The sequence below is a fragment of the Ruegeria sp. AK4 genome, from assembly GCF_056541025.1.
In genome coordinates this window covers 42,248-62,994 of the sequence record NZ_JBQFXS010000009.1, presented here as the reverse complement: position 1 = coordinate 62,994, position 20,747 = coordinate 42,248, and the positions used below count along the sequence as shown (strand labels likewise).

The 20,747-nt window shown below is 62.4% G+C and carries 27 protein-coding genes; 15 read left to right on the top strand and 12 right to left on the bottom strand.

Annotated elements, in window-relative coordinates:
* Window positions 1-2: 2 nt before the first annotated feature.
* The 8 genes from ACR0EZ_RS16400 to ACR0EZ_RS16365 all read right to left on the bottom strand — a co-directional run bounded on the left by ACR0EZ_RS16400 (window position 3) and on the right by ACR0EZ_RS16365 (window position 7,055).
* Window positions 3-386 (bottom strand): hypothetical protein, encoded by a 384-nt coding sequence (locus ACR0EZ_RS16400; protein WP_480615078.1) that lies wholly within the window; start codon window positions 384-386, stop codon window positions 3-5.
* Window positions 383-1,471 (bottom strand): flagellar type III secretion system protein FlhB, encoded by a 1,089-nt coding sequence (gene flhB / locus ACR0EZ_RS16395; RefSeq protein ID WP_480615076.1) that lies wholly within the window; start codon window positions 1,469-1,471, stop codon window positions 383-385. Before flhB ends, ACR0EZ_RS16400 begins: the two co-directional genes overlap by 4 nt.
* Window positions 1,471-2,241 carry a flagellar biosynthetic protein FliR gene (locus ACR0EZ_RS16390; protein WP_480615074.1) on the bottom strand — a complete coding sequence of 257 codons (771 nt, stop codon included), beginning with the start codon at window positions 2,239-2,241 and terminating at the stop codon, window positions 1,471-1,473. The genes flhB and ACR0EZ_RS16390 overlap by 1 nt, the downstream gene beginning before the upstream one ends.
* Window positions 2,238-4,325 (bottom strand): flagellar biosynthesis protein FlhA, encoded by a 2,088-nt coding sequence (flhA, locus tag ACR0EZ_RS16385; RefSeq protein WP_480615072.1) that lies wholly within the window; start codon window positions 4,323-4,325, stop codon window positions 2,238-2,240. The genes ACR0EZ_RS16390 and flhA overlap by 4 nt, the downstream gene beginning before the upstream one ends.
* A gap of 9 nt (window positions 4,326-4,334) precedes the next feature.
* A complete protein-coding gene (locus tag ACR0EZ_RS16380) occupies window positions 4,335-5,027 on the bottom strand; it encodes a transglycosylase SLT domain-containing protein (protein ID WP_480615070.1) in 693 nt (230 codons plus the stop codon).
* A 72-nt stretch (window positions 5,028-5,099) separates the two neighbouring features.
* Window positions 5,100-5,528, bottom strand: a complete 429-nt coding sequence (locus tag ACR0EZ_RS16375) for an Lrp/AsnC family transcriptional regulator (RefSeq protein WP_480615069.1) — start codon at window positions 5,526-5,528, stop codon at window positions 5,100-5,102.
* 51 nt (window positions 5,529-5,579) lie between these two features.
* Entirely contained in the window at window positions 5,580-6,800 is a 1,221-nt protein-coding gene (locus tag ACR0EZ_RS16370; RefSeq protein WP_480615067.1) for an MFS transporter, read from the bottom strand.
* A gap of 3 nt (window positions 6,801-6,803) precedes the next feature.
* Window positions 6,804-7,055 (bottom strand): metal-sensing transcriptional repressor, encoded by a 252-nt coding sequence (locus ACR0EZ_RS16365; RefSeq protein ID WP_480615065.1) that lies wholly within the window; start codon window positions 7,053-7,055, stop codon window positions 6,804-6,806.
* A 132-nt stretch (window positions 7,056-7,187) separates the two neighbouring features.
* Here ACR0EZ_RS16365 and ACR0EZ_RS16360 point away from each other — a divergent pair, with 132 nt between their 5' ends.
* From ACR0EZ_RS16360 to ACR0EZ_RS16330, 7 genes are all read left to right on the top strand, one after another.
* On the top strand, window positions 7,188-7,802 hold the full coding sequence (locus ACR0EZ_RS16360; RefSeq protein ID WP_480615063.1) for a ribonuclease D: 615 nt from the start codon (window positions 7,188-7,190) through the stop codon (window positions 7,800-7,802).
* Window positions 7,799-8,761, top strand: coding sequence for a KpsF/GutQ family sugar-phosphate isomerase (locus tag ACR0EZ_RS16355; protein ID WP_480615061.1), 963 nt, complete (start codon window positions 7,799-7,801; stop codon window positions 8,759-8,761). The genes ACR0EZ_RS16360 and ACR0EZ_RS16355 overlap by 4 nt, the downstream gene beginning before the upstream one ends.
* 14 nt (window positions 8,762-8,775) lie before the next feature.
* Window positions 8,776-9,375 carry an LPS export ABC transporter periplasmic protein LptC gene (locus ACR0EZ_RS16350; protein WP_480615059.1) on the top strand — a complete coding sequence of 200 codons (600 nt, stop codon included), beginning with the start codon at window positions 8,776-8,778 and terminating at the stop codon, window positions 9,373-9,375.
* A gap of 27 nt (window positions 9,376-9,402) precedes the next feature.
* Window positions 9,403-9,870 carry an LptA/OstA family protein gene (locus ACR0EZ_RS16345; protein WP_480615057.1) on the top strand — a complete coding sequence of 156 codons (468 nt, stop codon included), beginning with the start codon at window positions 9,403-9,405 and terminating at the stop codon, window positions 9,868-9,870.
* Window positions 9,870-10,628 carry an LPS export ABC transporter ATP-binding protein gene (gene lptB, locus ACR0EZ_RS16340; RefSeq protein ID WP_480615055.1) on the top strand — a complete coding sequence of 253 codons (759 nt, stop codon included), beginning with the start codon at window positions 9,870-9,872 and terminating at the stop codon, window positions 10,626-10,628. The genes ACR0EZ_RS16345 and lptB overlap by 1 nt, the downstream gene beginning before the upstream one ends.
* A 252-nt stretch (window positions 10,629-10,880) precedes the next feature.
* A complete protein-coding gene (gene hpf, locus ACR0EZ_RS16335; RefSeq protein WP_480615053.1) occupies window positions 10,881-11,444 on the top strand; it encodes a ribosome hibernation-promoting factor, HPF/YfiA family in 564 nt (187 codons plus the stop codon).
* A 60-nt stretch (window positions 11,445-11,504) separates the two neighbouring features.
* The gene (locus tag ACR0EZ_RS16330; protein WP_480615051.1) at window positions 11,505-11,969 is read left to right on the top strand and encodes a PTS sugar transporter subunit IIA; all 465 of its coding nucleotides are present in this window, start codon (window positions 11,505-11,507) and stop codon (window positions 11,967-11,969) included.
* A gap of 54 nt (window positions 11,970-12,023) precedes the next feature.
* On the opposite strand, the gene dalA is transcribed toward ACR0EZ_RS16330, so the two are convergent.
* On the bottom strand, window positions 12,024-12,539 hold the full coding sequence (dalA, locus tag ACR0EZ_RS16325) for a divisome-associated lipoprotein DalA (RefSeq protein ID WP_480615050.1): 516 nt from the start codon (window positions 12,537-12,539) through the stop codon (window positions 12,024-12,026).
* 169 nt (window positions 12,540-12,708) lie between these two features.
* Here dalA and ACR0EZ_RS16320 point away from each other — a divergent pair, with 169 nt between their 5' ends.
* Both ACR0EZ_RS16320 and ACR0EZ_RS16315 read left to right on the top strand, forming a co-directional pair.
* Window positions 12,709-13,308: a L,D-transpeptidase gene (locus ACR0EZ_RS16320; protein ID WP_480615048.1), complete on the top strand. Its 600-nt coding sequence runs from the start codon at window positions 12,709-12,711 to the stop codon at window positions 13,306-13,308.
* Window positions 13,309-13,447: 139 nt separating this feature from the next.
* Window positions 13,448-13,630, top strand: a complete 183-nt coding sequence (locus ACR0EZ_RS16315; RefSeq protein WP_010442520.1) for a hypothetical protein — start codon at window positions 13,448-13,450, stop codon at window positions 13,628-13,630.
* Window positions 13,631-13,733: 103 nt separating this feature from the next.
* Here ACR0EZ_RS16315 and hemH read toward each other — a convergent pair whose 3' ends face one another.
* Window positions 13,734-14,783, bottom strand: coding sequence for a ferrochelatase (gene hemH, locus ACR0EZ_RS16310; RefSeq protein WP_480615046.1), 1,050 nt, complete (start codon window positions 14,781-14,783; stop codon window positions 13,734-13,736).
* Between the two features lie 56 nt (window positions 14,784-14,839).
* The gene (locus tag ACR0EZ_RS16305) at window positions 14,840-15,670 is read right to left on the bottom strand and encodes a methyltransferase domain-containing protein (protein ID WP_480615044.1); all 831 of its coding nucleotides are present in this window, start codon (window positions 15,668-15,670) and stop codon (window positions 14,840-14,842) included.
* Here ACR0EZ_RS16305 and ACR0EZ_RS16300 point away from each other — a divergent pair.
* The 4 genes from ACR0EZ_RS16300 to ACR0EZ_RS16285 are packed head-to-tail and all read left to right on the top strand — an operon-like array spanning window position 15,651 to window position 17,995.
* A complete protein-coding gene (locus tag ACR0EZ_RS16300) occupies window positions 15,651-16,415 on the top strand; it encodes a double zinc ribbon domain-containing protein (protein ID WP_480615042.1) in 765 nt (254 codons plus the stop codon). The genes ACR0EZ_RS16305 and ACR0EZ_RS16300 overlap by 20 nt on opposite strands.
* 37 nt (window positions 16,416-16,452) lie before the next feature.
* Window positions 16,453-16,710 (top strand): glutaredoxin 3, encoded by a 258-nt coding sequence (gene grxC, locus ACR0EZ_RS16295; RefSeq protein WP_480615040.1) that lies wholly within the window; start codon window positions 16,453-16,455, stop codon window positions 16,708-16,710.
* Complete coding sequence (locus ACR0EZ_RS16290) at window positions 16,710-17,540, top strand: carbon-nitrogen hydrolase family protein (protein WP_480615038.1); 831 nt, start codon at window positions 16,710-16,712, stop codon at window positions 17,538-17,540. The genes grxC and ACR0EZ_RS16290 overlap by 1 nt, the downstream gene beginning before the upstream one ends.
* Before the next feature lie 14 nt (window positions 17,541-17,554).
* Window positions 17,555-17,995, top strand: a complete 441-nt coding sequence (locus tag ACR0EZ_RS16285) for a MarR family winged helix-turn-helix transcriptional regulator (RefSeq protein ID WP_010442526.1) — start codon at window positions 17,555-17,557, stop codon at window positions 17,993-17,995.
* Window positions 17,996-17,997: 2 nt separating this feature from the next.
* On the opposite strand, the gene ubiG is transcribed toward ACR0EZ_RS16285, so the two are convergent.
* Complete coding sequence (gene ubiG / locus ACR0EZ_RS16280; RefSeq protein WP_480615036.1) at window positions 17,998-18,744, bottom strand: bifunctional 2-polyprenyl-6-hydroxyphenol methylase/3-demethylubiquinol 3-O-methyltransferase UbiG; 747 nt, start codon at window positions 18,742-18,744, stop codon at window positions 17,998-18,000.
* Window positions 18,745-18,793: 49 nt separating this feature from the next.
* Here ubiG and pip point away from each other — a divergent pair, with 49 nt between their 5' ends.
* Both pip and ACR0EZ_RS16270 read left to right on the top strand, forming a co-directional pair.
* Entirely contained in the window at window positions 18,794-19,771 is a 978-nt protein-coding gene (gene pip / locus ACR0EZ_RS16275) for a prolyl aminopeptidase (RefSeq protein ID WP_480615034.1), read from the top strand.
* Entirely contained in the window at window positions 19,768-20,589 is an 822-nt protein-coding gene (locus ACR0EZ_RS16270) for an ABC transporter substrate-binding protein (protein WP_480615032.1), read from the top strand. The genes pip and ACR0EZ_RS16270 overlap by 4 nt, the downstream gene beginning before the upstream one ends.
* Window positions 20,590-20,747: the final 158 nt, after the last annotated feature.

Sequence of the window (20,747 nt, the reverse complement as noted above, 5' to 3'; positions counted from 1 at the left end):
CGTCACCCTGTCTGCTTCTTGATTAGCGCGCGCCGGAGGTCCTGTTTTTGCGTCTCCAGCAGGCCCTCGACGGCCTGTTTGCGGCCAAACGCGTGCCGCAGCTCTGCAAGCGCCTCGTTCTTGCGGGCCCGCAGCCGGGCGAGATCGGTGTTAAGGTGCCGGCGCGTTGCGGATTCCCACCCGTTCCAAAGGATATCTGTGCCTGTGACCCGGTAACCCTCGGCCCCGGCACCGTTGGCGCGCGCCATTTGAACCTGTGCGTCCAGCCGGGCCAGATCTTGCTGCAGTTTGGCTTCGGCCTCGAGCACTGGGCGAAGGGCCTGGTGTTTTTGCTGAAACACGGCCTCGGTCGCCATCGCGAGATTTGCCAATCTGGTTCGGTTCATCGGATTTGCCCTTTGACCCGTTTTTGCATCGCCTCGGCGAACCGGATCGCCGCGGCGACCGGGCGGTAGAGGTTTTCGGGTACCTCCTGCCCGATCTCGACCGTTGCATGCAGTGCCCGTGCGGTCGGGGGATCGGAATGGATCGGAACGTCGGCCCCCACGGCAGCGGACCGGATCGCCGCCGCCACTTCGTCCACACCCTTGGCGACGCAGACCGGGGCGGTACCGGCAGCGCGTGACCATTTCAGGGCAACGGCAAAATGGGTCGGGTTCACGATCACCACATCCGCCTTCGGAACATCAGCCATCATCTGATTGGTCGCGATGTCCTGCGCCCGTTGCCGCCTCTGCTGTTTCACATGCGGATCGCCCTCGGCATCCTTGGTCTCATCCTGGATTTCCTTGCGCGACATCCGGTTCTTGCGCACGTGCTCGGCCTGTTGCCAGAGGTAATCGACCACGCCGATGGCCAGCGCGACGGCGATCACGATGAAGAGAAAGCGAAACAGCAGGTTCATCATCAACAGGATCGATGAGCCGGCGGGTGCCGCGCTGGCCGACAGGATTTCGGTCAGGTTGGCGTGCAGAAACAGCGCAAGGCAGGTGCCGTAGATCACGAGTTTGAAAAAGCTTTTGGCAAATTCGAACAGGCCGCCGCGCCCGAATTTGTTCTTTGCGTTGGACACGATGGAGATGCGCGACAGTTTTGGTTTCAGCTTGCCGGGCGCAAAGATCAGGGCGCGCTGGGCGATCAGGCTCAGCAAAACGGCGGCCATCGGCAGGGCAAACAGAATAACCGCAGGCACCAGAGCGCCGGTCAGCATACCGGCGACCGGAGCGGCGGCAGGCCCCGAAGATACCAGTTGCGCAATGGCATCGGATTGATCGATCAGCACAACGAACAGGGTGCCAAGGCGATCCGCCACATAGTTTCCGGCGGCCAGCAGGGCGATCAGAAGGCCGGAATAGGCGGCCACGGCGGACAGGTCGTTGGACTTTGCGACCTCACCCTTTTCGCGCGCTTTCAGCAGCTTCTGAGGGGTCGGCTCAAAGGATTTGTCGCTGTCGTCTTCCGTGGCGCTCATCATCGCCCCCCGGTCGGGTTCAGGATGAAGGCAAACAGGGCGTCCGACCAGACCGACAGGATCAGCGGCGTTCCGGCGAACAGCAGAAACAAGCCCGCGAAGGTGATCGCAGGGGCGCCGACAAAGGCCACCATCAGTTGCGGCATGGCCCGGTTGATCACCCCGAGCGCCAGATTATAGATCAGCGAGGCGATGACAAACGGGGTCGCAAGCGCAAAGGCCAGCCCGAAGCTGTACGAAATCCGCTGCACACCCCATTGCGACAGATCCGCCGCTGCCGGGGCCAGCCCCATGGGAAACAATGTGTAGCTGTGGATCAGGAACTGCGCCGCGCGGATGTGCAGCCCCATCAGCGCGGCCAGCGCCAGCCCCGCGATCGTCAGCAGATATCCCATCGCCGGAACCGGATCGACCGCCGCGCCGCCCAGAATCTGCGAGAGCGAGGTCGATTGCGCGGCGATGGACCCCGCCGTCTGCAGCGCAAGCACAAACAACCGCAAGCCCATGCCCAGGGCCATCCCGATCAGCACCTCGGTTATAACGAGACGCACCATGTGCAGCACTCCGGGCGCGAGTGCCGGGGGCGGAACTGCCGGGATCACGATCAAGGTGAACGCCACGGCAATTCCAAGTTTGACCCGCACCGGGATGCTGCGCTCACCAAAGGCGGGCAGCAGGGACACCAGCGCCGACACCCTCAGAAACACAGCGAAGGCTTGCCAGAGCCCCGCGCCCAGTTGCGACAGCAATTCGGGCGGCAGGGCGATCACGCGGGTACCGTTCCGACAAGGGCCGGTCGCGCCTCGAGCCCGATTTCTTCAAAAGACAGGACCGGATTTGCAACGCCGCGCGCCTGCATGATCGTGCGCAGCATGCGGCGGCGGCGGGTCGAGGTGACGACCGCCGGAAACAGCCCGTGATCGGCCGAGCGGCTGACGCTTTCAACCATGCCGTCCGCCAGCTTGTTGAACAGGTTCGGGGGCAGGGCCACGTCGACCCCGGCGGTCTGGGTGTCGATCTGGTAGGTGGCAAACGTATCCTCCCACTCAGGCGCAAGCTGGATCAGGGGGATCGACCCGTCCTCGCGTTTCATGTCGGCAACAAGTTGAAAACCCAGTCGCTGCCGGACCAGTTCGCAGATGCCTTCGGGCTGGGTGGTGGTCAGCCGCGCCTCGGCCACGCTTTCCAGGATCAGCGCCATGTTGCGGATCGAGACACGTTCGTCCAGCAACAGGCGCAGCACGGCGTGCAGCGTGTCGATGGGAACCTTGTCGGGGATCAGCTCGTCCAGCAGCTTGCGGTTCGCCTCGGCCCGGACCGGATCGCTGAGCCGGGTCATCTCCGACAACAACCGGCGCAGGGATTTCAGGGTCAGCAGGCGCGAGAAGTTCTGTTTGATAATCTCAAGCAGATGGGTCGCAAGAATTTCCGGCGGCGACACGATGGTTGCGCCGTTCAGCGTCGCCTCCTCCTGATCCTTGGGCAGAATCCAGCGCGCGGGCGCGCCGTAGACGGGTTCGGTGACGTCATTGCCGTCGGGCAGCAGGTCCGCGCCGTCCTGAACCAGCGCCAGCACAAGATCCGGGTTCAGAACGCCGCGTGCCTGTTCGACGCCCTGCACCTTGACTACGTAAGTGCCGGTGGGCAGGTCTGCGCGGTCGGTCAGTCGGATTTCGGGCAGGATCAGGCCGAAGGTTGAGGCGACATAGGTGCGCATATTGGCGATCCGCGCGTCCAGACCGGTGCCGGGGTTCAGCACCATGCTGACAAGATCGGGGGCAAACTCCAGATGCACATCGTCCAGATCAAGGATGTCGCCGATGGCCTGAGAGACGGGTGCGTCGGTCTGGGCCTCGGGTTTCAGCGCCTCGGCTTGGGCCGTTTTTTGGCTCTGAAACACCGTGTAGGCGGCATAGCCCAGCACGGCGGCCCCCAGAATGAAAGGCAGGAACGGCAGGCCGGGCACCAGTGCGAACAGCACCATCAGCACAGCCACCGTCCCCAGCGCCGCCGGATGCCGCCCGAGTTGCGAGAAGATCGCGCTGTCGGTTGCGCCTTGCGTGCCACCCCGCGCCAGCAGCAAGGCCGAGGCAATTGAGATGATCACCGCCGGAAACTGCGACACCAGCCCGTCGCCCACGGTCAGAATCGCATATGTCTCAAACGCCGAGGCGACGGGCATGCCGTGCACGATCACGCCCATGACCAGACCCATGACAAGGTTCAGCAGGGTGATCAGCAGACCGGCAACCGCATCGCCCTTGACAAACTTTGACGCACCATCGAGCGAGCCGAAAAACGTTGTCTCCTGCTGTTCACGCTCGCGCCGTTCCTTGGCCTGTTGGTGGTCGATGGCCCCGGCGGACATGTCGCTGTCGATGGCAAGCTGTTTGCCCGGCATCCCGTCCAGCGCGAAACGCGCGCCGACCTCGGCCATGCGGGCCGCCCCTTTGGTTATCACCATGAAATTGACGATCAGCAGCACGCCGAACACCACGAGGCCCAGGAAGATGCTGCCGCCCATGACGAAACTGGCAAAGCCTTCGATCACATCCCCGGCGGCGTTTGGCCCGGTATGGCCCTGACCGATGATCAGCTTGGTCGAGGACACGTTCAGCGACAGCCGCAGCATCAGCGAGGCCAGCAGGATTGTCGGGAAGGACGAGAAATCCAGGGGCCGCTCGATGAACAGGGTCAGGGTAAAGATCAGGATCGCCAGCGCGAATGAGGCCGCAAGCCCCACATCCAGCACCCAGGCGGGCATGGGCAGGATCATCATCACGATGACCGTCATCAACGCCAGCGCCAGCAGAACGGTGGGCGAAAACAGGGACCGGGCGTCGATCTTGGGCACGGTAGGCTCCTAGTTGAAGGCGATAAAGGCGATGGCGGTGTCGGCGGCAGGCATCAGAGAGCCCAGCGAACCGCTTCGGGGTTGCGCGGTTTGCAGCGGGATCAGTGGCGCTGCTCCGGTAAAAGGATCGCGCGGCGCAGATGCGGTTTGCCGGGTGGGGTTGTCATCCAACTGCGCCATTACCGCCCGAAACCGACCTTTGTAGGCCTGCGCAAGGCTGTCGGTGCGCGAATGATAGGCCCCGGCGGCAGCGGGCCACGAGCCAAGCTCGGCATGCAGGTCTTTCAGGAAGCGGGCGGCATAGGTGGCGTTTTCATCCGGGTCGAACATGGCGTCGATCGAGCGGAACGCCTTGCCGTGCCAGCGGTAATTGATCTGAAAGCAGCCGATATCGAAACTGCGCTGACCCGCCTTGAAAATCCGGAACAGATAGGATTTGGCCTCGATCTCGGATTTGAACCAATAGCCTTGCCCTTCGACATTGATCGTCCAGGGCCACGGGGTCAGGCGGCCATTCTGCGCCCGCCCGGTTTCCACCCGCGAGATTGCGCGCAACACGTCCAGCGGAACCCCCTCATGAACAGCGGCGCGACGGGCCGCGTGATCGCATATCTCGCCGGTTCGGGCGTCCGGCAGGGCAAACCCGGCCTGTGCGGCAAGCACAAGCATCAGGGATACAAAAACGGTCTTGCGATAGGGCATTCTGCCGGTCCGGGATTCTGATCAATCCGGGCCAAGCTAGTCACTTATGGGTTTACAGAGGGTTAGCGCTGGTTATTTCCGGTCAATCCGCCGGCCAAAAACAACGCTGGTATTGGTGCGCAGCACGCCGGGGATTTTGGCCAGATCGTCGACCAGTATGTCCAGATCCTCGATCCGGGGGGCCTCGGCGGACAGAAGCAGGTCGAACTCGCCATTGATCGACAGGCAGCGTTTGACCTCGGGGTAGGTTTCCAGCCGTTTGATGATGCGGGTGGTTTCCTTTTGCTGCACCTCGAGCAGGACAACGACCTGAACCTTGGGGGCATCCTCGGAACGGTTCAGAATGACCGCATAGCCTGCGATGTCGCCCCGGTCTTCCATCCGTTTGATGCGTTCATGCACCGTGGTCCGGGCCACGCCCAGTTTCGCTGCGATTTTCGTGGTCGACTCGCGGGCGTTGTGTTGCAGGGCGGCGATGATGCGGCGGTCAAGCTGATCCATTAGGTCTCCGGCATGGGGTCGCTCTGGTGTAGAGCAGATGGGTGCCGGGGCTCAAGGCTTGTGCGCGGCCTGTGCCGTTTCCGACCGGGGCCAGAGCGCCAGCGCGGCCACCAGCCCCAGAACCGCAGCACTTGTCATGCCCGCCAGCGCCACGGTTGCGCCGAACCGGGTCATCAGCCATCCGGCCAGCGGGTAGAGCAGCAGCCAGCACGCGTGCGACAGCGTGAACTGGGAGGCAAAGACCGCCGGTCGATCCTCGGGCCTGGCCGAGCGGGTCAGCAGGCGGCCCGATGGCGTGACCGTCGTCGCATAGCCAAACCCCGCACAGGCCCAGAACGCGGTCAGCAGGGGAAGGGACAAGGGGGCAACGCCGCTCAGCAGCGCTGCGGTGGCCATCGTTGCGGTCCCCATCGCCGCCCCGGTGAGCATGACCCGGCGGTCTTCGAACCGGTCCAGCAGCGGCGGCAGGGCAAAGGCCGCCACCATCGACCCGCCGCCGAACCCGGCCAGCGCAATCGCCACGGCGCTTTCGGACAGGCCCAGATTGGCGCGGACAAGGACTACCGTATTGACAATAACCATCGCGCTGAGCGCCGCGGCGGTCCAGTTGAGCGCCAGCAAGCCCCGCAGGCGCGTTGTGGACAGATAAATACGAAGGCCGCGCGTTGTGCGGTCGTACACCCCCCGCCGCACAGTTGCCTTGGGCGATGGCAGGGTGACCGACACAACCAGAACCGCCGAGGCGAGGAAGCCAAGGCCGGTGCCCACAAACAGCGTGTCAAAGCTGACGAACACCAGCAAAGCCGCCGCCAGCATCGGGCTGAGCAGGCTTTCCAGATCATAGGCCAGCCGCGACAGGGACAAGGCGCGGGTATAGTCGTGCTCATCCGTCAGAACATCCGGGATCGTGGCCTGAAACGCGGGTGTAAACCCCGCCGAGGCGGATTGCAGCACGAAGATCAGAACATAGACCTGCCAGATTTCGGTGACGAAGGGCAGGCACAGCGCCACGGCGGCGCGCACCACGTCCAGCACCACCAGCATCCTGCGCCGGTCGATCTGTTCGGCAATGGCAGCCGCCAGCGGCGCAACGCCGACATAAGCCACCATCTTGATGGTCAGCGCTGTGCCCAGCACCATCCCCGCCGCGTCCCCGGCCAGATCATAGGCCAACAGCCCCAAGGCAATCGTGGCCAGACCCGTCCCGGTCATCGCAACCACCTGCGCGGCCAGCAAATGGCGGTAGGTTCGGTTTTGCAGGACGCTCAGCATCGGTCACAGGTATTTGGTGATGGTTTTGAAATCGTCGACGCCCGCCCCGTCCGGCGACAAGCAGTGATCGATATGGTCGTGGATCAGAACGCGCTTGGCGTTGGTGATCGCTTTTTCCACCGCAAACAGTTGCTGGGCAATGTCCGGGCAGGGGGCCTGATCCTCGAGCATGGCGATGACCTTTGCCAGATGCCCATGCGCGCGTTTGAGCCGTGCGGTGATCTGAGGGTGGGATTCGTGGGTGTGGTTGCTCATGGACTATCCCTATCCCCCCCATGAGGATAATGTCAAGCTAAGCACCCCTGCGATGCAGTGCCACAGACAGAGCGTTGAGTTTGGCGGGCAAACCCCCTATCTCGGGGTCGATACCTTACAAAGGACAAATCCGTGGCGAACCACCTGTATAAAAACGACCTGCCGCACGGGCTGGACCTGGGCCCCGTCGTGGCTATCGATTGCGAAACCATGGGGCTGAACCCGCATCGGGACCGTCTATGCGTGATCCAGATGTCGGGCGGCGACGGCAACAGCCATATCGTTCAGGTGGAACAGGGGCAGACCAAGGCCCCGAACCTCTGCGCCATGCTGGAAAATCCGGATGTGCTGAAGCTGTTCCATTTCGGCCGGTTCGACATTGCCGCGATGTATCACACCTTTGGCGCGCTGGCCGCGCCGGTCTATTGCACCAAGATCGCCAGCCGTCTGGTGCGCACCTATACCGACCGGCACGGGCTGAAGAACCTGTGTCAGGAACTGATCGGGGTCGATATCTCGAAACAGCAGCAGATGAGCGACTGGGGCGCGGAATCCCTGACCGACGCGCAACTGGAATACGCGGCGTCGGACGTTCTGTACCTGCACCGCCTGCGCGAGGCTTTGGACGGACGCCTTGCCCGCGAAGGCCGGACCGAGATGGCGCAGGCCTGTTTTGATTTCCTGCCGATGCGTGCGAAGCTGGACCTCGCCGGTTGGCCCGAAACGGATATATTTGCGCACTCATGACCGATACCGAAGCATTCCTGAAAACCGCCCGACAGGTCGTAACCGATGAAGCCCGCGCGCTGGACGTGCTGGCCGAAGGGCTGGACGACCATTTTGCCGAGGCCGTGCAGCTGATCCTGCAGGCCACGGGCCGCATCATCATCAGCGGCATTGGCAAGTCGGGCCATATCGGCCACAAGATCGCGGCGACGCTGGCCAGCACCGGAACGCCTGCTTATTTCGTGCACCCGGCCGAGGCCAGCCATGGCGATCTGGGCATGGTGTCCAAAGGTGACGTGGTGCTGGCGATCTCGAACTCGGGCGAAGCGCCGGAGCTGCTCAACCTGCTGGCCTTTACCCGCCGCTTTGGCATTCCGCTGATCGGCCTGTCCAGCAAGCCCGAAAGCACGCTGATGAAACAGGCCGATGTGCATCTGCTGATCCCGTCGCTGGGCGAGGCCTGCGGCTTTGGCATGGTGCCCTCGATCTCGACCACGCTGACGCTGGCGATGGGGGATGCGCTGGCAATTGCGCTGATGAAACATCGCGACTTCAAGCCGGAAGATTTCCGCGCCTACCACCCCGGCGGCAAGCTGGGGGCGCAGCTGTCCACCGTGCGCGACCTGATGCATCAGGACCTGCCGCTGGTCCCTGCCGGTACCCCGATGAGCGAGGCGCTGCTGGTCATGAGCCAGAAAAGCTTTGGGGTTGTCGGCGTCACCGATGAGGCGGGCCGCCTGCTGGGCATCGTGACCGATGGCGACCTGCGCCGGAACATGGATGGCCTGCTGGAAAAACGCACCGAAGATGTGATGACCGAGAACCCTCTGACCATCGCGCCCAATGCCATGGCGGAAGAGGCGGTGGCGATCATGAATGACCGCAAGATCACCTCGCTGTTTGTCGTCGACCCTGAAACGCAGGGTCCGGCACAGGGCTTGCTGCACATCCACGACTGCCTGCGCGTCGGTCTGGGCTGAGGGGAGGGCCGCCGGTGGACCGCCATTCCCGATGGGTGCAGTTCCTGAAAGTGGTGTTGCCTCTGGCCGCCATTCTGCTGCTGTCCACCGTCTTCCTGCTGTCGCGCAGCATCGAAACCAACGTCTCGGTGCCCTTCACGCAAACGGACATCAATGAGCGTCTGGCCGAACAGGTGGTCACGCAGCCGAATTATCGCGGCACCACGCGCAAGGGCGAAGATGTGCGGATCGAGGCCGTGCAGGCGACCCAGGGCGCCAGCGGTTCGATTCCCACGGCCTCGGAATTCCGGGGGCGGTTCGGGTTGCTCAATGGCGGGGTGATTACGCTGGATTCGAACTCGGGCCTGATCCGGCCCGACAAGGCAACGGCGACCTTTGTGGGCGATGTGGTCATCACCACCACCGATGGCATTCAGGTGACGACCGATTTGCTGAACACCGCGCTGGACGAAATCCGCGGCGATACGCCCGGTCAGGTACAGGGGACCGGGGTGATCGGCAATTTCTCCGCCGGGCGCATGACCTTCGGCACGGAAAAAAAAGATGGCCCGGTCCATATTCTTTTTACAGATGGTGTGAAGCTGGTATATGAGCCAGCAAAAGCAGAAAGATAACCTGTGTTTGATTTTCGATGTGTCCTTTTGTGTATCGCCCTGACAGCGGGTTCCGTTTCTGCAAACGCGCAGGAAGCGCAGGTCGCGTTCGGCTCGGTCAAGGCAGATCCCAGCCTGCCGGTCGAGGTGACATCGGACACGCTGAACGTGAATCAGGAAGACGGGTCCGCTGAATTTGTCGGCAACGTGCTGGTCGTGCAGGGCGAAATGCGCCTGACCGCCGCGCGGGTGCTGGTGATCTACAATCAGGAACGCTCGGCCATCGAACGGATGGAAGCGACCGAAGATGTGGTTCTGGTCAGCCCACCCGACGCGGCCGAAGGCGACTGGGCCGAATACACCATCGATTCCGGCGTGATCGTGATGCGGGGCAACGTGCTGCTGACGCAAGGCCCCAGCGTGATCAGCGGCGATCAGCTGAACGCCAACCTGACAACCGGCACCGCGACCATGACGGGCCGGGTCAAGACGATCCTGCAGCAGGGCAACAACTGATGGCGCGCCCCAACCTGTCTGTTGCCGAAGGCGACTCGGGCCTCAGGATCGAAAAGCTGCGGAAGTCTTACAAGAAAAAGACGGTGATCCGCGACGTTTCGATGACGCTGAACCGGTCCGAGGTGGTGGCCCTGCTGGGGCCGAACGGATCGGGCAAGACCACGACCTTTTATTCCGTGGCCGGTCTGGTGTTCCCAGAGGCGGGCACGGTCACGATCGACGGGCAGACGGTCACGACCCTGCCGATGTACCGCCGCGCGCGGCTTGGCATCGGTTATCTGCCGCAGGAAATGTCGATTTTCCGGGGCATGAGCGTCGAAGACAACATCTCGGCCGTTCTGGACATCACGGTAAGCCACGTTCACCGCCGCAAAGAGCGTCTGGAAGAACTGCTGTCGGATTTCTCGATCGAGCACCTGCGCCGCGCCCCCGCGCTGGCTTTGTCGGGCGGTGAGCGGCGGCGGGTGGAAATCGCCCGCTGTCTGGCGGCAGACCCGAAATACCTGTTGCTGGACGAACCTTTTGCCGGTGTCGATCCGATCAGCGTGGGCGATATCCGCCATCTGGTGGCCGATCTGAAGAAACGCGGCATCGGCGTTCTGATCACCGATCACAACGTGCGGGAAACGCTGGAAATTGTCGACCGGGCCTATATCCTGCATGACGGGCAGGTTCTGATGTCCGGGACGCCGGACGAAGTGGTCGAAAACGAAAACGTGCGTCGGGTTTATCTGGGCGAAAACTTCCGGATTTCATAAGGTTGCGCGGAAATGCGCCAGCGTCATGGCGGAAATCGCGTATATACACACCTGTTTTGATTGACTCTGCCGCCGTCTCTTGCCTCAATTGAGTCATGGCGTTTCTTCGGTTCCAGTCTGGATCTCGATGTCCCTTCTTCGAAGGGCCGGGTCAGGGGCAATCGCGGATCGCGCCACTATCCCCCACCCTATAAAAACACGTATGTTGCGCGACGCAACGTCAGAATGGGTGTGAATTGTGAAGGAGATCACATGCGTTACCAAATCAGCGGAAAACAGATCGACATCGGCGCGGCCCTGCAGACCCACGTGCAGACCGAGCTGGGCGAGGTCGTGGGCAAATATGCCCAGCGGCCGACAGACGCCAACGTCGTCTTTTCCCGTTCAGCGCATGAATATGTATGCGAAACCACCGTGCATCTTTCCACCGGCCTGACGGCGCAGGCCAAGGCCCATGCGGTCGAAATCTATGCTGCGTTCGAGGCATGCTGCGACAAGATGGAAACACAACTGCGGCGGTACAAGCGCCGTCTGAAGGACCACCACAAGGATCGGTCCGAGCCGGTTGAACTTTTCGGGGCGTCCTCCTATATCCTCGCCTCTGACGAATCGGACACGGCAGCCGAACCTGAATCGCTGCAGCCCATGATTGTGGCTGAGATGGAAACAAAGATCCCATCCCTCAGCGTCGGTGAGGCCGTCATGCAAATGGAACTTGCCGGTGCCCCGGTGCTGGTGTTCAGAAATGAAAACAAAGACGGGTTGAATGTCGTTTATCGTCGGGATGACGGTAATATCGGATGGATTGATCCGTAACAGGCAAGGATAACAATACGGGTCCCGGCTGATGCCGGGACGTCGTCATGGAGCGTGATGATGGAGCTGTCGAGCATACTCAAGCCCGAAGCAGTGCGTGTACTGTCCGCTGCTTCCAGCAAGAAGCGGCTGTTTCAGGAAATCGGCGACGTGGCCGCGGCGACCCTTGGTCTGGCGCCGCAATCCGTGGTCGACAACCTGTTGGAGCGCGAAAGCCTGGGCCCCACCGGCGTTGGCCATGGCGTGGCGCTGCCCCATGCGCGGCTGACCGAGATCGAAGTGGTTTCGGGCGTGTTCGTGATGCTGGAAAAGCCGATCGATTTTGGATCGGTTGATCGCCAGCCTGTGGACATTGCCTTTGCCCTGTTTGCCCCGGAAGAGGCAGGCGTGGACCATCTGAAAGCGCTGGCACTGGTGTCGCGGACGCTGCGCGACACGACGGTGTGCTCGAAGCTGCGTGCGAACCCCGATCCGGTCAAGCTTTACGCGATTCTGACCGAAGCACAGTCGATGCAGGCGGCGTAAACAAAAAAAGCCCCCGAAAAGCGGGGGCTTTGAACTTTGGCGAACTTGGGCGGATCAGCCGCCGGTTCCCATCTCCAGCGTCCACCAGATTTTCCCGCCGCCTTCCTGATGCCAGGCAAAGCCCATCTGCGTGGCCTTGGGGTCCATTATCACCGAGCGCGGTCCCGGTTCCTGCATCCAGGCGGCCAGGGTTTCGGTCTCGGTCTCGTAGGTTTCCGAGATGGCCTCGCCAATATATGTCCCGAAATATCCGACGCGCTGGGCGCGTTCTGGCGGTGACGATCCGTCGGACCCGAAATGCCAGGGGCGGTTCTGCCGGGCCATATCCTTGGAATGGGTGGCTGCCGCCGCATTCAGCTGTGAATTCAACTGCACCGGCTGCAGGCCCTGCGCCTGCCGCAGCGCGTTGACCGAATCAAGCATGCGGAACTGCAGCTTTTCCGGGTTGCCGCGAATTTTGTAGACCGTCGGCAGCGGGCGGCCATCTGCCCCCAGTGACGTGGGCCGGGTATCGGTGCATGCCGCCAGGGCGACAAGGCAAGCAAACAGTAAAGAAACGAGACGCGTCATGATCGACCTGATTATTGTATCGCAACCGGGCATAGCGTGCCTGACGGTTCTGAGCAAACGCACAATGGCCACAGCCCGCGTGAATCTGCCGGTTTGATTTGCGACTGAAGCATTCTGGCAATAATATGCCCTAGATTTTTAAGTTCGCCATAGCAAAGGACCGGTTGTCATGGTCAAGAAACGCATTCCTGCATCGACCCGCCGTGGATTTCTGGCTGGCGCGTCGGCTATGCTGGCCTCGCCCGCGATTGCGCAATACATCCCGGGCGACCCCCTGCGCCCCGCGCCCGAGCCCGAGCCGCCGGTGCGCCGCAATGTATCGGGCTTCCGTGCGCAGGACTGGCGGCCCTACTTCTCGAACACCAATAACGGGGCCATTCTGGTCGATACCGTCTCGCGCGCGCTGCATTATTGGTCAGATGATCAAACAATCTACAAACTTTACCCCTCATCGGTGCCTCTGACCGAGGAAATGACCCGCCGCGGACGCACCAGCGTCATCCGCAAGGTCGAAGGGCCAAGCTGGTCGCCGACGCCTTCGATGAAGAAACGAAATCCCGAATGGCCGGATTATATTCCGCCGGGTCCCGATAACCCCTTGGGAACGCACGCTTTGTACCTGAGCTGGAAGTATTATCGCATCCACGGCACCCATGATACGCGCAAAATCGGGCGCCGGTCGTCAAACGGCTGCATCGGCCTGTTTAATGAGGACATCCAAGAGCTGTTCTCGATGGCGAAGGTTGGCACGCAAGTGTTGCTAATATGACGACATTTTCGCGCGCGAACCCGCTTAGCGGCGAAGTTGCAATTGCAATCCCGCCGCATTGCTGCTTAGAAAAAGTCACGAGGTAAGTCTTAGATGTGTGGTTCCGGGAATTGGAACTGCGCAAATTCTGGAGGTTAATATGAAAAAACTCGTTCTCGCCGCTGCACTGACCGCTGCTGCTTCGACCGCATATGCGGGCAACCTGGAAGAGCCGGTTGTTGAGGCACCTGTTGTTGTTGAAGAAACTCAGGGTTCCTCGCAGGGCATCATCCTGCCGCTGATCCTGCTGGTCGTTGTTGCCGCAGCTGTTGCAGCAAGCTAATTCGACGAGATTTATCCAGGAAAAAGGCGGTGGAGTTTTCCACCGCCTTTTTTCATGCCTGATCGGCAGCGCAATTCGACAGGTCTGGCCCGGCTAACAAGCCTTAGTCCAGCCAGCCGCGCAGATTGTCTTCGATCACCTTGCCCAGTGCGGCGATGTGCGAATCATCGTCGTTCAGACAGGGAATGTAGGTAAAGCTTTCGCCGCCTGCCTCTTCGAAGCTTTCCTTGATCTCTTCGTTGATCTCTTCCAGCGTTTCGATGCAATCGGCGGAAAAGGCCGGTGCGATCACGGCGATGTTCTTTTTCCCCTGCCGCGCCAGATCGGCCACGTGATCGACGGTATAGGGTTTCAGCCATTCCTCGGGGCCAAAACGGGACTGGAAGGTTGAAACAAGCTGGTCGTTCGACCAGCCTAGGCGATCCTTCAGCAAGCGGGTCGTTTTCGCGCATTGGCAGTGATAGGGGTCTCCCTGCTGCAGATAGCGCTCGGGCATCCCGTGGTAGGAGCAGACAAGAATGTCCGGCTTCGTCTCCATCGCCGCATAGGCGTTTTGCACCGACCCGGCCAGCGCGTCGATATAGGCGGGCTCATCGAAATAGGCCGGAACGGTGCGGGCCGCGGGTTGCCAGGTTTCCTCCATCAGCGCGCGGAAGAACTGATCGTTGGCCGTTGCGGTCGTGGCCCCGGCGTATTGCGGGTAGAGCGGGAAGAACAGCAGGCGGTCACAGCCCTCGCCCACCATCTGCCGCACTTTCGATTTGGTCGAGGGATTGCCGTAGCGCATGCAGAAATCGACCATCACCCGGTCGCCATAGCGCGCCTGCATCGCCTCGCGCAGTTTGGCGGTCTGATCCTTGGTGATCGTCATCAGCGGGCTTTCGCCCTTGTCGTGGTTCCAGATCGACTTGTAGGCCTCGCCCGAGCTGAAGGGGCGTTTCGAAAGGATGATGCCCTGCAGAATCGGTTGCCATTTCCATTTCGGATAGTCGATCACCCGCTGGTCCGACAGAAACTCATTCAGATAGCGCCGCATCGGCCAGTAAGAGTAATCGTCCGGCGTGCCCAGATTGGCCAGCAGGATACCGACGCGTCCCATTTTCACTTTGGGATGGTCGGCGGGCGCATGTGCTGGGCGGGTGGCGTCAAACATGTGGGCTGTCCTGATGTTAGCTGTTCCGGCCTGAGATAACGGGAAATGCCCGGTCGTCAATCGGGCAGTTTGCCCTCATCCGTGCCAAGGGCTTCCGCAAGGCGCATCCGGGCCGATCCGGGGCGCAGCGGTTTCGGCTGGCTGTCATCGGGAGACCAGCCCGTCAGGCAGATCAACTCGAACGTGGCGGGCAGCCGCCCCTCGGGTGTTGCGAAGTGATTGCTGTAAATTTGCTGCGCGCGGTCGAACACATGGCGGCGGGTCGGTGTTTTCAGGCGGTTTTCCAGCGCGTTGGTTTCCGCCATGGCGCGCAGATCGTGCATCAGGTGGAAGATGTCGCGATACTCCGCTGTCACCGGCAGGGCATCCGCCACGGGCAGGGTCAGCCCGGCCCGTTGCAGCAACCCGCCCAGATCGCGCAGCTCGCCCATCGGCGCGATGCGGGGGCTGAGCCCGCCTGTGACCTCGATCTCGGCCTGACCGAGTGCTGCGCGCAACTGATGCAGAGTCTCACCACCCAGACAGACCGCCAGCATCAGCCCGTCCGGTTTCAGCGCGCGGCGACATTGGATCAACTGGCCCACCGGGTCGTTGGCCCAGTGCAGCGCCATGGCGTGAATCACCAGATCATGCGCGCCTTCGGTCAGGGGCAGCGTGTCGTCATCACCTACGATGGCCGCGTCAGGCAGCACCCCCTGCCAGATCCGCGGAAAGGGGGTCACAATCGCAGGTGCTGTAAAGGGTCTGTTAACCAGCGACAGCCGATCCTGCACCTCGTCAACGGCGGCGCGGTGCAGGAACAGCGCCTCATCTTTCGCGCGGGCGCGGCGGCGGCTCAGGGCCGCGCGGTCAAACAGAGAGGGTGCAGTGGGTTCAGGCAGTTTCATAGGCCGCAACTACCGCATTTGGCGGCGCGTTCAAAGCGCTGTCGAACTGATCTATCCGCCAAGATGTCTAAGCTGCGGCGAACTGACCGAGTCTGACTTTGGCCTGTGCGGTCCCTGCTGGCGCGACACGCCCTTTATCGGCGGTACCGTATGCGACAGTTGCGGCATGCCCGTACCGGGCGAGGCGGATGGCCACCGGATCGAATGTGACGACTGCCTCAAGACCCTGCGCCCCTGGCGCGACGGGCGCGCGGCGCTGCTGTATCAGGGGCGCGCCAGATCGCTGGTCCTGGCGCTGAAACACGCGGACCGGCCCGAACTGGCCCGCCCCGCCGCACGCTGGATGGCGCAGACGGGGCGCGCGCTGATTCGACCGGGCATGCTGATCGCGCCGGTGCCGCTGCATTGGTCGCGCCTGATCAAGCGGCGGTACAATCAATCGGCGCTGCTGGCGCACCACCTTAGCCGCGAAACCGGCCTGCAGACCTGCCCCGACCTTCTGGTCCGGCGGGCGCGAACGCCCGTGCTGGACGGCAAGACGGCGGCCGAGCGCACGCAGACGCTGGCGGGGGTGATCCACCCCCATCCCAAACGGGTGGACCGGCTGCGGGGGCGGGATGTTCTGCTGGTGGACGACGTCATGACCTCGGGCGCGACTTTGTCTGCCTGCGCGCGGGCCTGCGCGGATGCAGGGGCAAATCATATTTTCGTGTTGGTACTGGCACGCGTTGCCAAGGATGCCTAATTCGCGGAAGATTACGCGAAACCCGAAGGGACGGAATATGAAACCGGTAGAAATCTACACCTCTCCGCTATGCGGATACTGCCATGCGGCCAAACGGCTGCTGAAGCAGAAGGGCGTCGAATTCAAGGAAATTGACGTGTTTCTGCACCCCAAACGCAAACCCGAAATGATCCAGCGCGCAGGCGGCAAACGCACCGTGCCGCAAATCTTCATCGGCCCGGACCACGTCGGCGGCTGCGACGATCTTTATGAACTGGACCGTCAGGGCAAACTAGATCGCCTGCTGGCGGCCTGATGAAAACGGCGCTGCTGCAGATCACCTCGTCCGATGATCCGGCTGAAAATCTGAGCATGGTGCGCGCCCTGATGGCCGATGCGGCGCATCAGGGCGCGCGGTTCATTCTGACGCCCGAGGTGACGAATTGCGTCTCGACCTCGACCACGCGGCAGCGCGTGGTTCTGCAGCACGAAGAAGACGACATCACGCTGGCGGGCCTGCGCGAACAGGCGGCGGCGCTGGGCGTCTGGCTGTTGATCGGCTCGCTGGCGATCAAAACCCACGATGCCGACGGGCGCTTTGCCAACCGGTCCTTCATGATCGACCCGACCGGTCAGATCGTGGCGCGCTATGACAAGATCCACATGTTCGACGTGCAGGTCACGGAGACCGAGACATTCAGCGAATCGAAGAACTACCGTCCCGGCGACCGGGCGGTCATCGCGCAGACCGATTTCGGCAAGGTGGGCCTGTCGGTCTGTTATGACCTCCGGTTCCCGCATCTTTATGCCGCGCTGGCGCAGGCGGGTGCGCGCATCCTGACGGTTCCGTCGGCGTTTTCGCCAGTGACGGGGGCGGCCCATTGGGCGTCACTGCTGCGGGCGCGGGCGATTGAGACCGGTTGCTGGGTACTCGCCCCGGCCCAGAGTGGCGAGCACCCGAAAACGCGCGGCAAAACGCGGTATACCTACGGTCACAGCATGGTTGTCGCCCCGTGGGGAGAGGTGCTGATCGACGCAGGCACCGATCCGGGCATTCACATTTTCGATTTGGATGATAGTTCTGTGACAGAGGCGCGCCGCCGCGTGCCCTCCCTGACGCACCTGCGGCCCTTCGAGGGGCCCTGATCCAGAACCGGACCATGACGGACGAAAAAAATGCCCTTGCGGTCACGCTGTTCAGCGAGATCCTGACCGCTGACCAACTGCTGCGCAACCGGCTGAGCCGGGTGCTTCCAAAGGGCATGGAAATCTCGCATTTCTCGGTGCTGAACCATCTGGTGTTCGTGGGCGACGAGCGTAGCCCGGCGCAGCTGGCCAACACGTTTCACGTGACCCGGGGGGCGATGACCAACACTTTGGCCAAGCTGGAATGGGCCGGATACATCCACATCCGCCCCGACTGGGATGACGCCCGCCGCAAGATGGTCGCCATCAGCCCCGCCGGTCGCCGCGCCCGCGATCAGGCGATTTCGTCGATTGCGCCGCTGATCAACCGTGTGGTCGGAGAACTGGGGCTGGAGCGGGTCCGCAGCACGTTGCCGGTGCTGCGGGATTTGCGGTTGCAGTTGGAGGGGGAATAAAATCACCCCGGCTTCACACTCGCCGTCACATAGTTCACGCTCAAATCCCGGTCCGAGATCGACCAGCTCCACAGGATCGGGTTGAAGACAAACCCCTTGCGGTCCACCGGGTCCAGACCGGCCTGGCGCAGCAGGTCGAACAGTTCATCGGGGGTGATGAACTTGTTCCATTCATGGGTGCCGCGCGGCAGCCAGCGCATGACGACCTCGGCCCCGAAGATGGCCATGGCATAGGATTTCGGATTGCGGTTGATGGTGGAGCAAATCTGCAGCCCGCCGGGTTTCAGCAGGTCCTGCGTGGCGGTCAGGTAGGACAGCGGGTCGGCCACATGCTCGACCACTTCCATGTTCAGCACCACGTCGAACTGTTCACCTGCGGCGGCCATGGCCTCGGCGGTGGTGTGGCGATAGTCGATCTGCAGCCCCGATTGTTCGGCGTGGATGCGGGCGACGGGCAGGTTGCCCTCGGCGGCATCTGCCCCCACGACGTCAGCCCCCAAACGGGCCATGGGTTCGCTCAGCAAACCTCCGCCGCAGCCGATATCCAGCAGGCGCAGGCCTTCGAATGGGCGCGAAGCGGTCAGATCACGGTCAAATTCCCCGGCTATCTGCTGGGTGATATAATCCAGACGGCAGGGGTTCAGCATATGCAGAGGCTTGAATTTCCCGTGAGGATCCCACCATTCGGCGGCCATCGCCTCGAATTTTGCGATCTCGGACGGGTCCACCGTGTTCGGATGCGCTTGCATTCCTGTCTCCGTATGCTCTTTTACGTTTCAAGGACTATATAGGGCCATAATGGACAAGTACCCGGACCAAAAGCGCGCAGTTCAATATCTTTACCCGCCGATCGACCCGTTCGATCAGCGCATGGTGGATGTGGGCGACGGGCATCGCATCTATATGGAACAATGCGGCAATCCCGACGGGGTGCCCGTGGTGATCCTGCATGGCGGCCCGGGCGGCGGCTGCAGCCCCGCGATGCGGCGCTATTTCGACCCCGACATCTACCGGGTGATTCTGTTCGACCAGCGGGGATGCGGCAGATCGCGGCCGCACGCTGCGGTCGAAAACAACACGACGTGGCATCTGGTCGCGGATATCGAACGGCTGCGGACCGTGCTGGATATCGAGGACTGGATCGTTTTCGGCGGCAGTTGGGGCGCGACGCTGGCGCTGATCTACGCGCAGACCCATCCAGACCGCGTCAACCGTCTGGTTCTGCGCGGCGTCTTTCTGATGACACAGGCCGAACTGGATTGGTTCTATGGTGGGGGCGCGGGCAAGTTCTGGCCCGAGCAATGGTCGAAATTCACCGCGCTGCTGACCGAGGATGAGCTGTCCGACACCATCCGCGCCTATAACAAACGCCTGTTCTCGGGGGATCGCGCGACCGAGATCCTCTATGCGCGGGCGTGGTCCAGTTGGGAAAACGCGCTGGCCTCGATCCATTCCGGCGGCTCGACCGGGGAAAGCCCCGGCGAATACGCGCGGGCCTTTGCGCGGCTCGAGAATCACTATTTCATCAACAGCGGGTTTTTGAAGAAAGACGGCCAGATTCTGGATCAGATGGACAGGATCGCGCATATCCCCGGCCATATCGTGCAGGGTCGCTATGACATGATCTGCCCGCCGCAGGCCGCTTGGGCCTTGTCGGAACGCTGGCCCAATGCCGAACTGAAAATGGTGCGCAATGCGGGCCACGCCCTGTCCGAACCGGGCATCAGCGCCGAACTGGTGCGGATCATGGACCGCGTGGCCGAGGGGGTGGCATGACACGTATCGACCGTCGCGCTCTGTTTGCCTCGGGTGCCGCCGCCGCGCTGCTGGCGGCGACGGGGGCGTCGCTGGCCGACACTCCGAAAACCGGCGGCACTTTGCGTCTGGCGGTGCCGCGCGATGACAGCCTGGAACAGGTCGCGCGCGGCGCGGTATTCGATACGCTGACCGAGATTGCCCCCGACGGGACCTTGCGCGGCGAACTGGCCACTGGCTGGCAAACCGATGCCACCGCGCGAGTCTGGACATTCGATCTGCACCCCGACGCCGTGTTCCACGATGGTTCCGCGCTGGATGTGCAGGATGTTCTCGCCGTGCTGTCCGGTTTTGGCCGGGCCGAGGCGCTGGGCCCGGAACGCCTGCGTCTGGACCTGGCGCAGGCCAATCCGGGCCTGCCGTTCCTGCTGGCCGACAGCCGCTTTGTCATCACACGCGACGGGCAGGGCGTGACGCCCCTGAACGCCGCGAACGGCACCGGCTGTTACAAGGTCGAGCGCGCCGAAGATAACCGGCATTTTCTGGGGCGGCGCGCGCCGGATCACTACAAGACCGGTCAGGCGGGCTGGGTCGATGCGATCGAGATCATCGTGATCCCGGATGCGCATGTCCGGGCCGAAGCGCTGCGCGACGGCTATGTGGATGTCGCCGCGTTGCCGAACCCCGACGACATGCGCCGTATCCGCGGCTTGCGCTATCACCCGTCCGAGGCCGAGATGTCGCTGGCGGTTGCGCCTCAGGTGGGGATGCCGCGCCAGATCGGACGGGGCCGTGCGCTGGATGACGGGCGGATCGCCGAACGGTGGTGGATCGCCTGAGTCCGATCACGATTTGCGCTGGGGGTTGCAGACTCGGGAAACCCTGCGTATATGCATTTCCAACAGCGGCGCGTTGAACCTCTGGTTCAAGGCTCCACCGGAAGTTTCCACGGGCCGCGCGCCCGTTTTTTTGTGCCCGACGACAGGGTAGAGAACCT

Bases quoted from the DNA above. Each gene is read 5' to 3' on its own strand.
- ACR0EZ_RS16400 (WP_480615078.1), bottom strand. From the start codon at position 386: ATGAACCGAACCAGATTGGCAAATCTCGCGATGGCGACCGAGGCCGTG.
- flhB (WP_480615076.1), bottom strand. From the start codon at position 1,471: ATGAGCGCCACGGAAGACGACAGCGACAAATCCTTTGAGCCGACCCCT.
- ACR0EZ_RS16380 (WP_480615070.1), bottom strand. From the start codon at position 5,027: ATGCCCTATCGCAAGACCGTTTTTGTATCCCTGATGCTTGTGCTTGCC.
- ACR0EZ_RS16375 (WP_480615069.1), bottom strand. From the start codon at position 5,528: ATGGATCAGCTTGACCGCCGCATCATCGCCGCCCTGCAACACAACGCC.
- ACR0EZ_RS16370 (WP_480615067.1), bottom strand. From the start codon at position 6,800: ATGCTGAGCGTCCTGCAAAACCGAACCTACCGCCATTTGCTGGCCGCG.
- ACR0EZ_RS16365 (WP_480615065.1), bottom strand. From the start codon at position 7,055: ATGAGCAACCACACCCACGAATCCCACCCTCAGATCACCGCACGGCTC.
- ACR0EZ_RS16355 (WP_480615061.1), top strand. From the start codon at position 7,799: ATGACCGATACCGAAGCATTCCTGAAAACCGCCCGACAGGTCGTAACC.
- lptB (WP_480615055.1), top strand. From the start codon at position 9,870: ATGGCGCGCCCCAACCTGTCTGTTGCCGAAGGCGACTCGGGCCTCAGG.
- hpf (WP_480615053.1), top strand. From the start codon at position 10,881: ATGCGTTACCAAATCAGCGGAAAACAGATCGACATCGGCGCGGCCCTG.
- ACR0EZ_RS16330 (WP_480615051.1), top strand. From the start codon at position 11,505: ATGGAGCTGTCGAGCATACTCAAGCCCGAAGCAGTGCGTGTACTGTCC.
- dalA (WP_480615050.1), bottom strand. From the start codon at position 12,539: ATGACGCGTCTCGTTTCTTTACTGTTTGCTTGCCTTGTCGCCCTGGCG.
- ACR0EZ_RS16320 (WP_480615048.1), top strand. From the start codon at position 12,709: ATGGTCAAGAAACGCATTCCTGCATCGACCCGCCGTGGATTTCTGGCT.
- ACR0EZ_RS16315 (WP_010442520.1), top strand. From the start codon at position 13,448: ATGAAAAAACTCGTTCTCGCCGCTGCACTGACCGCTGCTGCTTCGACC.
- hemH (WP_480615046.1), bottom strand. From the start codon at position 14,783: ATGTTTGACGCCACCCGCCCAGCACATGCGCCCGCCGACCATCCCAAA.
- ACR0EZ_RS16305 (WP_480615044.1), bottom strand. From the start codon at position 15,670: ATGAAACTGCCTGAACCCACTGCACCCTCTCTGTTTGACCGCGCGGCC.
- grxC (WP_480615040.1), top strand. From the start codon at position 16,453: ATGAAACCGGTAGAAATCTACACCTCTCCGCTATGCGGATACTGCCAT.
- ACR0EZ_RS16290 (WP_480615038.1), top strand. From the start codon at position 16,710: ATGAAAACGGCGCTGCTGCAGATCACCTCGTCCGATGATCCGGCTGAA.
- ACR0EZ_RS16285 (WP_010442526.1), top strand. From the start codon at position 17,555: ATGACGGACGAAAAAAATGCCCTTGCGGTCACGCTGTTCAGCGAGATC.
- ubiG (WP_480615036.1), bottom strand. From the start codon at position 18,744: ATGCAAGCGCATCCGAACACGGTGGACCCGTCCGAGATCGCAAAATTC.
- pip (WP_480615034.1), top strand. From the start codon at position 18,794: ATGGACAAGTACCCGGACCAAAAGCGCGCAGTTCAATATCTTTACCCG.
- ACR0EZ_RS16270 (WP_480615032.1), top strand. From the start codon at position 19,768: ATGACACGTATCGACCGTCGCGCTCTGTTTGCCTCGGGTGCCGCCGCC.